Source organism: Arcobacter rhizosphaerae (assembly GCF_049472155.1).
Lineage (GTDB): Bacteria > Campylobacterota > Campylobacteria > Campylobacterales > Arcobacteraceae > Arcobacter_B.
Genome location: NZ_JBMOVW010000004.1, coordinates 145,368 through 159,259, shown reverse-complemented (window position 1 = coordinate 159,259; position 13,892 = coordinate 145,368). Strand labels below are relative to the sequence as shown.

9 protein-coding genes and 1 CRISPR repeat array (1 of these 10 only partly in view) are annotated in these 13,892 nt (G+C 24.7%); all 9 genes read left to right on the top strand.

The genetic code is table 11. The annotated features are described in order from the left end of the window. Positions 1 to 104 precede the first annotated feature (104 nt). The 9 genes from cas6 to cas2 all read left to right on the top strand — a co-directional run bounded on the left by cas6 (position 105) and on the right by cas2 (position 9,550). Positions 105 to 836, top strand: a complete 732-nt coding sequence (cas6, locus tag ACH5BH_RS08270) for a CRISPR-associated endoribonuclease Cas6 (RefSeq protein ID WP_423298040.1) — start codon at positions 105 to 107, stop codon at positions 834 to 836. Between the two features lie 304 nt (positions 837 to 1,140). Further along, entirely contained in the window at positions 1,141 to 1,842 is a 702-nt protein-coding gene (locus ACH5BH_RS08265) for a hypothetical protein (RefSeq protein WP_423298039.1), read from the top strand. Then, positions 1,832 to 3,574 carry a hypothetical protein gene (locus ACH5BH_RS08260; RefSeq protein ID WP_423298038.1) on the top strand — a complete coding sequence of 581 codons (1,743 nt, stop codon included), beginning with the start codon at positions 1,832 to 1,834 and terminating at the stop codon, positions 3,572 to 3,574. The genes ACH5BH_RS08265 and ACH5BH_RS08260 overlap by 11 nt, the downstream gene beginning before the upstream one ends. 1 nt (position 3,575) lies before the next feature. Beyond that, on the top strand, positions 3,576 to 4,457 hold the full coding sequence (locus tag ACH5BH_RS08255) for a type I CRISPR-associated protein Cas7 (RefSeq protein WP_423298037.1): 882 nt from the start codon (positions 3,576 to 3,578) through the stop codon (positions 4,455 to 4,457). Between the two features lies 1 nt (position 4,458). Then, a complete protein-coding gene (cas5b, locus tag ACH5BH_RS08250) occupies positions 4,459 to 5,268 on the top strand; it encodes a type I-B CRISPR-associated protein Cas5b (protein ID WP_423298036.1) in 810 nt (269 codons plus the stop codon). An 8-nt stretch (positions 5,269 to 5,276) separates the two neighbouring features. Next, positions 5,277 to 7,715, top strand: a complete 2,439-nt coding sequence (gene cas3 / locus ACH5BH_RS08245; protein ID WP_423298035.1) for a CRISPR-associated helicase Cas3' — start codon at positions 5,277 to 5,279, stop codon at positions 7,713 to 7,715. After that, a complete protein-coding gene (gene cas4 / locus ACH5BH_RS08240; protein WP_423298034.1) occupies positions 7,709 to 8,200 on the top strand; it encodes a CRISPR-associated protein Cas4 in 492 nt (163 codons plus the stop codon). The genes cas3 and cas4 overlap by 7 nt, the downstream gene beginning before the upstream one ends. 17 nt (positions 8,201 to 8,217) lie before the next feature. After that, a complete protein-coding gene (cas1b, locus tag ACH5BH_RS08235) occupies positions 8,218 to 9,222 on the top strand; it encodes a type I-B CRISPR-associated endonuclease Cas1b (protein ID WP_423298033.1) in 1,005 nt (334 codons plus the stop codon). A 10-nt stretch (positions 9,223 to 9,232) separates the two neighbouring features. Then, positions 9,233 to 9,550 (top strand): CRISPR-associated endonuclease Cas2, encoded by a 318-nt coding sequence (cas2, locus tag ACH5BH_RS08230; protein WP_423298032.1) that lies wholly within the window; start codon positions 9,233 to 9,235, stop codon positions 9,548 to 9,550. A 164-nt stretch (positions 9,551 to 9,714) separates the two neighbouring features. After that, positions 9,715 to 13,892: direct repeats of the CRISPR family, unit length 30 nt; unit sequence CTTGAACCAAAACATATAATGTATTGAAAT (it continues 104 nt past the right edge of the window).

Genomic DNA, 13,892 nt, shown 5'->3' with positions numbered 1-13,892 from the left:
TATGATACATTTTTTGAAGAGGATGAGAAGTTTGTATAATAAAATAATATTTTATTTTTTAAACAAAAAAGCGATAAAATAATAGAGCTAAAATTGGAGCTAATATGAAATACTTTGAACTAATATGCACAGCATTTATAAAAGAAGACATAGAGTTTATAAATAGTTTTGATGTAATCTCAAAATTTATAAACTTTTCTATGTTAAAAAATGAAAAACTAAAACAATTACATGAACAAAAAGGCTTTAAGGCTTATAGTTTTGGTGGGTTTTATCCCCTTGAAAAAGATAAACTATATAAGAAAGGAAAAATTTATAAGTTTACCCTTCGTTCACTTGATGAAGAATTTATAGACTTACTGTCTAGTCTTCTTCGTGAAAATATAAATAATCACTTCTTACAAATAGTTGAAACAAATAAAAAAGTCGTAAAACAGTTTTTTATAACAGAATTGTATAGTGTAACACCTGTAATAGTATCACTTCCAAGACAAAAAGGTGAGAAACAGATGTTTTGGAGTATCAAAGATGATATTTTTGTCTTGCAAAAGCAACTTCAAGATAACTTATTAAAAAAATATAAGTCATTTTATAATGAAGACTTAAATGCTACTTCGAACTTTATACAACTTTTTGAAATAAAAAACCAAAAACCTCAATCAATTTACTTTACTAAAAAAATAAATGATAAAAAAGAGCAAAAAGTAAGACTTTTTGGAAATAAGTTTAAAATAATAGTAAATGAAGATGAAATAAGTCAAAAACTTGCATTTGTAGCACTTGCTTGTGGCTTAGGTGAGCGCCAAAGTTATGGTGGAGGGTTTGTTTTAAGCTAGGTTTACAACATTACTTTAAAATACTTAACTGTATTTAAATACATTATATGTTTAGGTTGAAAATTAAAAAAAGTAATGTTGTAATTGAATTTTATCGAAACATATTTAAAAGATATATAAAACTTTAAAATATTTAAAATACTTAACTGTTGAAATTAATTTGTTGACATAGAAAAATAAATATGGTATCATCAAATTAAAATTACCCCTAGGCTCATCACTGTAAAAGTACAGGAGAGGAGTTACCTAGGATCTGCACATATATTATACTAAAAAAGTGCAAAAAAAACAATAGGAAAAGATTTTGAATGATGAAGTATTTAAAAGTTTAGAAAAAGCAATTTCTAAAGATAGATTAGAGCATTATGCAAAAATATTTAATTTGAATAGTAATAAATCAATAATCAAAAAATATATATTAAATGTTGAGTTATCAAAATCTTTATATTTTCCTTTACAAACTTTAGAAACAACTCTTAGAAATAGTATTCATGAAGTCTTAACACAAAAATTTAATAATGAATTTTGGTTTGAGGATGAAAGTTTTATAAATCCTAAAACCATTGCTAAAGGAGATATAAGAACAGCAAGAAGTAAAATTGAAAATTCAAAAGAACAAACATCTGGACGAATAATATCAGAATTAAATTTTGGCTTTTGGAGTTATTTATTTGGTCGTTACTATGAACAAAAAATATGGAATAAATATGTAAAACAAATTTTTCCAAATATACCTAAAAGTATGGCAAAAAGAAGGAAATTAGCACAAATTATAAATACAATAAAGAATCTTAGAAATAAGGTCTTTCATTTTGACACAATTGTAAATATTGAGAGTTTATTTGAAATACATAAGCAGATATTAGAAGTTATTAAGTGGTTAAATAAAGATATATATGATTTAGTAAGTGAACTTGATGATTTTGATTATATTTATAAAAACGAAGAAAAAGTTATAGAAGAAAAATTAGATAATTTGTTAGGAGAGAGAGTAGATGATATATGATATTTTAGAAGCCTTTGAGAAACTTTATTTCGAAAAAAAAGATAAACTTATTTTGGGCTCATATAGTTTAAAAGATGGATTATATGTAAAAATAAATAAAGATAATACTTTGGATTTTTATGAAGCAAAAACTATCAAGAAAGAAAAAGTTTTTACTGATTTAAATGGAATTGCAAATAGTGAAATTTTTGAAAAGTTTAAACAATGGGATTATTATAGTTCCTATCTTAATTCTAATAAAGCTTTATTTGATAAAAAAATACATAATATCAATTATTTATCTTATTTTTTTAAAGTAGAAAATAGTGAATATGTAAAAGAAAAAATAGATGATCATTTTCAGATTTTAAATGATTTTTCTAAGTTTAAAAGTAAAGAAGATAAACAAGTACTGGAAAAATACAAAGAAGTCTTAACTAAAGAAGAAAGAAAAGAAGATATTTTAGAAAAATTAAAAATATTAAAAACATTATTTTCCGAGATTATTAAAATAGCAGAAGAACAAGATATAAAAAATTATATAAGAATATTTTTTGATGAAGATATAGAAAAATATAAAAGTGAAAGTGAAATATATTTTGCACTAAAGATATTTAATGATAGTAAGTATAATCAAAAAATAGAAGATGAAATATTTGGACTTTCAAATGCAAATATGGGCTTAAACTCTAAAAAACCATATCTTGAAAATAAAACAAAAAAATTAAATATTCCTTTTTTGATAAAAAATAGTGATGCTTTAATACTTAAAAAGTTTTTTGATTGGTTAAAAATACAAAACTATAGGGATGAAAAGAACATTCAAAAAGATAGATTTTTAGATGAAGAACATTTTTTCATGCAAAAACAATCAAAAAATGATGAAGCTGAAATTATTGATTTTGATTATATACCTTTAAAAAGTGATGATATAAAGAAACAGTTTAAACCAATTTATGTAAAAAATTATCTTAAAGTAGAAAAAGATAAGGAACTTATATCAGATTATGAAATAAAAGAACTTTTTATTTTAGAAAAAATAGTTGATGAACTCTTTTATAAAAAGCAATTAATTAGTAACTATTATAAAGATAGTAAAGATATAAAGGTATCTGAGTATTTATCAAAAAATTTGCAAAATATAGTTTTAACAACTAGATATGAAATGAATAACTTTTTTAGAAAATATTATAAAGATGAAAAGAGTTTTTATAAGCATATAGAAAAATATGGAAGGGATTTTATCTTTGAGTATTTAAAAGAAACAGATGAGAAAAAGATTTACTTTGCAAAACAAAAGGCAAAAGAAGCTTTAAATTTGAAATTATCATTAAAAAAACATTATAAAGGAATTGAGATGGATATAGAAAGGGAATTAGAAAATATAAGAACACTTTTAACACAAGATTCTTATCCTGCATTGAGTAAAAATGAGTTTTTATTTTTAAGTGCTCAATGGGCGTATTATTTACTTTCATTAAGTAAGGCAGATATTAAAAATAAAACTTTTTCTTTTGCAGAAAGGTATTTTAAGGCAAAAGATATAAAAAAAATACAAGATGTTTTGACTGTAGATTTAGAAAAATATAAACATGCAATTGGTCTAAATAATACCAAAGCAAAAAAAGCAATAGCTTTAATAAAATCTTATGAATCAAATGAAAAGTTATTATTAGATGATAAAGATAGGTTTTTAGTAGGTTTTACAGTTGAAAATGTTTTTTATGATAAGAAAAAAGAAGAGGAGAACTAAAATGAAAAGAGTATATGGAATAATAGGTGTAAAAGCAAAAATGGCAAATTGGAATGCAGATTTTACAGGTAGACCAAAAAGCATTAGTAATGGGGATATTTTTGGAAGTGATAAAGCTTTGAAATATCCAATGAAAAAAATGTGGTTAAATGAAAACAAAAAAGTAATGTACATAAAATCTTGGAAAGATGATGTTACTCCTAATAAATTAGGTGAAAGATATGCGTTATTATTTGAAAAAATTGATAAGAAAAAAACACTTACAAAAGATGTAATGAAAAATCTTTTTGATTGTGTTGATGTGAAAAACTTTGGAGCTACTTTTGCAGAAGAGGGACAAAATATTTCAATTACAGGTGCAGTGCAATTTGGACAGGGCTTTAATAAATTTGATGATACAAATGTAGAAGTACAAGATATTCTTTCACCTTTTGCTGATTCTACAAAAGAAGGTGCAAAACAATCTACTTTAGGTACAAAAACAACTGTAGATGAAGCACACTATTTTTATGGTTTTTCTATTAATCCAAAAGCTTATGATGAATATAAAAGTATAGTTGAAAATAGTGAATATAAAAATGAAGATTACGAAGAGTTTAAAAAAGTAGCTTTACATAGTGCTACTGCGTATAGTACAAACTCAAAATTTGGTTGTGAAAATGAATTTGCATTATTTGTTGAATGTAAAGATGAAGATTGTTATTTACCTGATTTAAGCGATTATATTGAATTTAATAGTGATGAAAGAAGTATAAATTTAACTAATATAGAAGATATGATAAAAGATAAATATGAAAATGTAGAAGTTTATTATAATCCGTATAAGCTAAAAGTAAGTACATCTTTAAACTCATATAACATTTTCACACAAGAAAAGCTATAAAATGAAAGCTATAAGTTTTGAAATAGGTGGCAAAAGTGCCATGTTTAAAAAACCTGATGTAAATTCGTATGCCTATTTTACTTATAATAATATTCACAAACCAGCACTTTTAGGAATCCTTGGAGCAATTATTGGGCTAAAGGGTTATACTAATTTACATGATAAGAAAGCTGAACTTACTTTAAAAATAAAAGAGTTAAAGGGAAAAGAAAAAAAGCAATTAGAAGATGAAAAGAGTATTTTGGATAAATCATATCCAGAGTACTATGAAAAACTAAAACATCTTAAAATATCTATAATACCTTTGGCAAAAAATGGATACTTTTCTAAAAAAATCCAAACTTTTAATAATAGTGTAGGTTATGCAAGTTTCGAACAAGGTGGAAATTTAGTAGTAAGAGAGCAATGGCTTGAAAATCCAAGATGGCAAATAATAATACTTGAAGATGAAAGCTATGAATATAAAAAAATAAAAGAGTACTTATTAAATAAAAAAGCGATTTATATTCCTTATTTAGGTAAAAATAACCATCCTGCAAATATTAAAAAAGTTGAAGAGATAGATTTAAATGAAGAACTTTATACAGAAGAAGGACTGTATATTGATTCCTTATTTATAAAAGAGGGTGAAATTGATGGATTTGAAAGAGAAAATGAACTACCTTTTATTTTTCAAGAAGTATCTCCTATAAGTTTACAAAAAGATTTTCATTTTTATGAATATGAGACATTATGTTTTACAAATTATGAATTAGAAAACAGACCTAATAACAGTTTTTCTTATAAAAATAAAAATTATGTATTTATTTAGGAAAAAAAATGATAGATTTAAAAGAGTTTGGAGTAGATGCAACTTTCTTGGCTCATACTCCAAATGAAAGCCTTCTTTCTCATAGTAAACAAACATATAAGTATTTTCAAGAGATTGTAAAAGTAAAAGGTTTAGAAGAGATTATAGATGGATTAATTTATAATATTGATAATGAACATTTTGAATTTATAAAACAGATGTTTGAGAGTGCTATTTTTTTACATGATGTGGGAAAAATAAATGGTTACTTTCAAGCTAATAAAATGAGTAATCCTCATAAAAAATTTGATAAATATCGAGGCTCTACAAGTTCATCAGAACATTCATCTTTTTCAAAAATAGAGTATCTAAAATACTATGCTAAAAAATTAGAGAAAATAAAAAATAGAAAAGTGAAAAGTAAGTTAGAATTTATTTTATATTGTTTTTCTTATCACATAGCTAAACACCATGGGAAATTAAGTGCTTTTGAAGATTATGATGAAAAATGTATATCTTTTTTTACTCATATTAAAAAATATGATATAGAAGAATTTGAATTTTATATATTAAATAAACTTCTTTTTTCACTTTTAGTTTCGAGTGATTATTATGCAACAACTGAATATATGGCAGATTTACCAACTGAAGATTTTGGAATTATAAAAGATAAACAAAAGATTATAAATAGATTTGAGGACTATAAAATAATCAAAAATATAAGAAACAATGAAAATTTAGAGGGCATAAATATACTTCGTTCTAAAATGTTTTTAGAAGCAGAAGAAAATATAATAAAAAATTTTGATAAAAATATTTTTTATCTTGAAGCACCTACAGGTAGTGGTAAAACCCTTACTTCCATCAATCTTGCAATGAAGTTATTAAAAAAAGAAGAGATAAATAAAATATTTTATATATTTCCTTTTAATACTTTAGTTGAGCAAACAAAAAAGCAAATAGATGATATTTTTAAAGATGATTTAGACACATGTGTTATTAACTCAATAACACCAATAAAAGAAAAAACAGATGAAGAACAAGAAAATGAAGAGAGTAAGTATCAAAAGTCATATATGAATAGACTTTTTTTTCATAATGAACTCATTCTTACTACTCATGTATCTTTTTTTGATATATTATTTGGCACTTCTAAAGAAGAAAACTTTCCTTTGTGGCAACTTGCAAATAGTGTGATAATACTTGATGAAATACAAAGCTATGATAATAAACTTTGGTCATATATGATTCAGTTTTTTTCTATATATGCAAAAGTTTTAAATATAAAAATCATAATTATGTCGGCTACTTTACCAAAGTTAGATGATTTACTAACTTCAAAAGAAAATATTTTTGTTGAATTGATTAAAAATAAAGATGAATATTTTAAAAGTAAATATTTTAAATCAAGAGTTGAGCTTGATTTTTCTTTATTGGAAGAATATAAAGAGATAAAAGAATATAAAGTTTTAATAAATAAACTTGATGAAGAGAAAAACAAATACTCAAAAATAGTTTTTGAGTTTATAAAAAAAGATAGTGCAAGAGAGTTTTTTGAAGAGATAAAAAGGAATAAGAGAAAATTTAAAGATTTTGAAATTTATGAGTTAAGTGGAGATGATAATAAAGCTACAAGAGAAAAAATAATAGCAAAGATAAAAAAAGAAAAAAATGTAAAACTTATATTAGTAGCAACTCAAGTTATAGAAGCTGGAGTGGATATTGATATGGATTTAGGTTTTAAAGATATTTCTATAATAGATAGTGAAGAACAGTTTTTAGGAAGAATAAATAGGTCATGTTTAAAATTAGATAATAAATATAAACCTAAAGTCTATTTTTTTAATAAAGATGATGAAAGTAAGATTTACAAAAAAGATAATAGATTAGAAGATAATTTAAAAAAAGAGGAATTTAGAGAAATTCTTTTAGAAAAAGATTTTAAAAAATTTTATGAAAAAGTATTTCAAAGAATAAAAAAAGATGATTCAAAAATAGAAGATGGAATATTTGGGAACTTTGAAAAGTTTAGTAAAAAAGTCCAAAAATTAAATTATAAAGAAATAAAAGAACAACTGAAACTTATCAATACTCAAAGTTTTAGACTCTATTTTCCTTTTAAACTTAACATATCAAATTGTGAAATTGATGAGTTTAAAAATAAAGAAAGTATATCTAAGTATTTAGACGATGATGGAAAATTAGATGGTCAGCTTATTTGGGAGGATTTTGAAAAGTTAAATGATATTGAAGGGTATGCAAAAAAAGAAATAGAAAAAAGAAAAATTGATTCTTTAATGCAATTTTTTACATTTAATATTACAAAATATTCAGATACTCAAACACCACCTTACCATAGTTATACTTGTGGAGCTTATTATTTTATATCAAATTATGAAGAATTTATTGAAGATGGTAAGTTTAATAGAAAAGCATATCAGAAAAAAAATAAGGATATATTTTGGTAAACGGTACACTAATAAACTACTACTTTCACTGTAAAAGACAGTGTTATTTACATGCAAACCGTATAAACCTAGAAGATAATAGTGAAGATGTTCGAATAGGAAAAATCTTACATGAAATAAATGAAGAAAAATCTAAAAAATCTGAAATAAGTATAGAAAATATAAAAATCGACAAGCTTACAAAAAATTATTTGGTTGAGGTAAAAAAATCTGACAGTGATGTGGAATCTGTAAAATGGCAAGTTTTACTTTATCTCTATAAACTAAAGCAAAAAGGCGTGATAAAAAAAGGCAAGATTGAGTTTATTGAGAAAAACAAACAAGATAAAAAAATACATTATATTGAACTTGATGAGCTAAGTGAAAAAAAGCTTTTAAAGATTTTGAATGAAATTGAAACTTTGATAAATCAAGATAATCCACCACAAGCAAAGTTTGAGTCAAAGTGTAGAAAATGTGCTTATTATGAGTACTGTTTTATATAAAAAAGCAAAGGGTACAAATGGTAAAAAATCATACAAGATATATATTTTCAATGGGTGAATTAAAAAGAAAGGATAATTCTATTGCTTTTATAAATAAAAAAGGCAATTTTTATATTCCTATACAAGATACAAGAGAGCTTTATTGTATGAATGAAGTGAGTTTCAATACAAAGTTTTTAGATTTTATTTCAAAAGCTGGGATAACTTTACATCTTTTTAATTATCATGGAAATTATAGCGGAAGTTTTTATCCAAAAGAGCAACTTGTAAGTGGAGATTTGACTATAAAACAGTCTTTATGTTTTATTGAAAAGAGATTGATTATTGCAAAACAAATAGTAAAATCCATAGCTTTAAATATTCATGAGGCTTTGTATCACTATTTTAGACATGGAAAAAAAGAGTTGAAAAATTATCTTGATTGGTTAAAAAGTGATGTTGAAAGATTTTTAGAAAAAGAGCTTACAATTGAACAAATACTTTTTATAGAAGGTCAAGTTTGGTCGCGGTTTTATGATAGTTTTAAATATTTTTTACCTGAAGATTTTATAATGAATAAAAGAGTAAAAAGACCACCTGATAATCCTATCAATGCACTTGTAAGCTTTGGAAATACACTACTTTATACAAAAACTATTTCAAGTTTATATGAAACTCATCTAAACCAAACAATCAGCTTTTTGCACTCTCCAAGAGAAGGGAGATTTAGTTTAAGTCTTGATATAAGTGAAGCTTTTAAGCCTATAATAGTTTTTAAAACTATATTTGATTTAGTTGGTAAAAAGAGGCTTCAAGTAAGTAAGCATTTTGATAAAAGTCTAAATTATGCTTTATTAAATGATGAAGGAAAAAAGATTTTTATTGATGCTTTTGAAACAAGAATAAATGAGACTTTTATGCACAAAAGATTAAAAAGAAAAACAAGTTATAAAAACTGTATAAAGTTAGATGGGTACAAACTTATTAAGTATATTGTGGAAGATAAAGAGTTTAAACCTTTTAGTTTAAAAGAGAAAATATAAGGGAGTACTTATGGCAAGTAAGAAACAAAATTTTAATTATAATTATGTTTTTTTATTTTATGATATTGCAGATGAATTTAGTGAAGCGGGGAAATATAGAGTTGCTAAGGTTTTTAAAATCTGTAAACAATACTTAAAACATCATCAGAAGTCTATTTTTAGGGGTAATATTACTCCATCACATCAAATAATGCTCGAAAATAAACTAAAAAAAGTAATAGATAAAGACTTAGATTTTATTTCCATAATCAAAGTACAAAACTCAGGAAGTTTTGCAGAAATTACTCTTGGTTCAAACAAAAAAGAATCTGAATCAATTTTTATATAATTTTCCAATCTACTTAAAAACAATATCATCTAAAAATAGCTATAATATCGAACTTTTAAAGAGTTCTTTTACAATTTATTGTTTTTATAATAATTGTTTGGAAAAACTTTTTGAAAAGACCTTTTTATGGGAAAGATGATTTTATGATGAACGATTTTATCTTCCTTGAACCAAAACATATAATGTATTGAAATAAACCTACTAAGCCATCTACTGCAAGAGCTGCACCACTTGAACCAAAACATATAATGTATTGAAATGGTTTTTCCAACATCGGAGATAGATATGTAAATTACTTGAACCAAAACATATAATGTATTGAAATTTTTTGAGCTTACCCTAAGGTCACTTATGACCCTATCCTTGAACCAAAACATATAATGTATTGAAATAGAATTTTCACTAACTAAAATAACTGACGATTTTTACTTGAACCAAAACATATAATGTATTGAAATGATATTAACTTTATATTATCTACTATATCACTTCTCTTGAACCAAAACATATAATGTATTGAAATTAACGAAACTAGGTGCTTGATAGACTACTTGATAAAACTTGAACCAAAACATATAATGTATTGAAATTTTTTAAATCCTTTTCTATTTTAATATACCAAATGATCTTGAACCAAAACATATAATGTATTGAAATTATCTTGATTAAATTCAATACCTTTTATCCCACTTTCTTGAACCAAAACATATAATGTATTGAAATCCATTTACACCTAAAATTATGTCAATAAGATAATTTTCTTGAACCAAAACATATAATGTATTGAAATTAATGATAATGTATCTGAATTACTTACAAATGCAAAAACTTGAACCAAAACATATAATGTATTGAAATACTGGAGGTGCTGGGACTGGTGGAGGTTCAACTGGACTTGAACCAAAACATATAATGTATTGAAATAATGTTGAAAAATGTATGACAATAAAAGTTTTTGCTTGAACCAAAACATATAATGTATTGAAATGGTTATTACTTTGATAAAAGTGATTATAACTCTTCTTGAACCAAAACATATAATGTATTGAAATCTTATACACTCAAAATATAGAGCAATTCCAGAGCCTTGAACCAAAACATATAATGTATTGAAATTTCTTAAAAGTCTTTGTAACATATTTCATGATATACTTGAACCAAAACATATAATGTATTGAAATATCTTTGATTATGCAAAAGGTTTAGGGTTAAAGCCTCTTGAACCAAAACATATAATGTATTGAAATCTTGGATTAAATGAAAAACTAATATTTCCTTTTTTCTTGAACCAAAACATATAATGTATTGAAATCTGTTAGGTTAATTGTTAAGAGGGGATAAACAATTTACTTGAACCAAAACATATAATGTATTGAAATTGTAGAAAAAGCAAGTTTTTATTTTTACCAGTTACTTGAACCAAAACATATAATGTATTGAAATTACAATACAAAAGTAGAAGCTTGTCTTTGTCCATTACTTGAACCAAAACATATAATGTATTGAAATATCGAAAACTTAAACGATACAGCTGCCGAAACATTCACTTGAACCAAAACATATAATGTATTGAAATGTTGCATATCTTATGAAATATATTCTAAAAACTTTCTTGAACCAAAACATATAATGTATTGAAATTAAATAAACTTGGAAGAATTAGAATAACTAAAATATCCTTGAACCAAAACATATAATGTATTGAAATGGAACTAGTTTTGTACCAGTTAGACAAGAGGGAAATCTTGAACCAAAACATATAATGTATTGAAATTCATTAACTACTTGTGCACAAGCTGCCGTTGTTTACTTGAACCAAAACATATAATGTATTGAAATATGGGAAAAATTTGTAAAGGTGGTACTCACTACGAACTTGAACCAAAACATATAATATATTGAAATTTGTTATAGGCTTTTATGGCTAAAGCAAAGTTACCTTGAACCAAAACATATAATGTATTGAAATAATAAAGCTGATACTTTAACACACGTTGAAATGATCTTGAACCAAAACATATAATGTATTGAAATCCATTAGTTAAAGCTACAGATTCTTTTTTATCTACTTGAACCAAAACATATAATGTATTGAAATTATAATTGATGAAGTTACCCAAGACTTAAGAGATCCTTGAACCAAAACATATAATGTATTGAAATCAAAAAAACATAAGTTTAAAAGCAGTAGTAGATATCTTGAACCAAAACATATAATGTATTGAAATGCACAAATTGAGAGAATCAGAACAGTTGTAAAAGCTTGAACCAAAACATATAATGTATTGAAATTAAGAATAGTTATATATAAAAACTATTTCGCCTGTCTTGAACCAAAACATATAATGTATTGAAATTAGTTTAAAACTCTTAGTGCCGAATCTACTTCGCTACTTGAACCAAAACATATAATGTATTGAAATATTAAGTTGGGTTCTTAAAAGATAAATAATGACAATACTTGAACCAAAACATATAATGTATTGAAATATCATCAAGTGAGAAACTTATTGAAAAAGTTACACACTTGAACCAAAACATATAATGTATTGAAATGAAGAAGATAAACTTAATGTAAAACCTTTATTGATTACTTGAACCAAAACATATAATGTATTGAAATTCAGCTTGACAAACTATAATGTCAGCTTTATTATCTTGAACCAAAACATATAATGTATTGAAATAAAGTTGATGTGTAAATTGACCTTGGCTCATTAAAACTTGAACCAAAACATATAATGTATTGAAATGTTGTAGCACCTTTAACACTGTTAAAATGCTGTTTCTTGAACCAAAACATATAATGTATTGAAATATTGAATTATCATTTTTTGCGAGTGATTATATTAACTTGAACCAAAACATATAATGTATTGAAATATAATAAGTTTTTCCACAGGTGCTTTTTGTTCTTCTTGAACCAAAACATATAATGTATTGAAATGAACAAGCACTAGCAAAAGAAGCAGAAAATAAAACTTGAACCAAAACATATAATGTATTGAAATATTAGTTTTATCATTTTGAAACCTTTATTGTATGCTTGAACCAAAACATATAATGTATTGAAATTATAAAGTAGTTATTAATCTTGTCGCAACACTTTCTTGAACCAAAACATATAATGTATTGAAATTTAAATAAAAACAATGCAGAAGATAAAGGTTTAGCTTGAACCAAAACATATAATGTATTGAAATATGATTGGTGGATCTTTTTTGATGGTTAAAGGAAGCTTGAACCAAAACATATAATGTATTGAAATAAAGTTAAATATAAATACTGTTTAACAAATGTAAATCTTGAACCAAAACATATAATGTATTGAAATCTGGCGCAGGATTATTGGATAAAGCATTTAAAGAAAACTTGAACCAAAACATATAATGTATTGAAATTTGCTAACATTAGTCTAAATCCTCAAATTGTCTATCTTGAACCAAAACATATAATGTATTGAAATGAATATGCGACTGTAACAGTTACAGATAAAGTAGACTTGAACCAAAACATATAATGTATTGAAATAACTAAATGACTTGAACATAAGTATTCCAGTTGTTCTTGAACCAAAACATATGATGTATTGAAATAGGGCAAATAATCACAGCACTTACGCAAAGTGATTTCTTGAATCAAAACATATGATGTATTGAAATACAGCGGAAATATTATCTACACTTCTTAATGTAGATACTTGAACCAAAACATATGATGTATTGAAATTAAACTCTAAAGTAGATAAGCCCATGCCCTAAATCTCTTGAACCAAAACATATGATGTATTGAAATGCAGGAAGAAACATAGAGAAGTGCAAATGTGGTGTACCTTGAACCAAAACATATGATGTATTGAAATTCAAGTGTTAGACCACAAGCAACTGCAATTTCAGCTTGAACCAAAACATATGATGTATTGAAATACCTTTGATTTATCATCAATTAATACTGCGAATTCTTGAACCAAAACATATGATGTATTGAAATCAAATAAAGAGATACTTAAAATACAGTCAAAAGGACTTGAACCAAAACATATGATGTATTGAAATAGAACTAAATACATTTTTCCTTTTACTTTTACTAAGCTTGAACCAAAACATATGATGTATTGAAATCTCATTGTTGGTAGCACTTATAGAAAGCTTCTGACTTGAACCAAAACATATAATGTATTGAAATATAGAACTTTTATCAAAAGGCGAAATAATAGATTACTTGAACTAAAACATATAATGTATTGAAATTCCGTAAATCTAACTTCTCCATTAGAGCCACTAATACTTGAACTAAAACATATAATGTATTGAAATTTTAGCAGTAGTAAAAAATGGTAGAG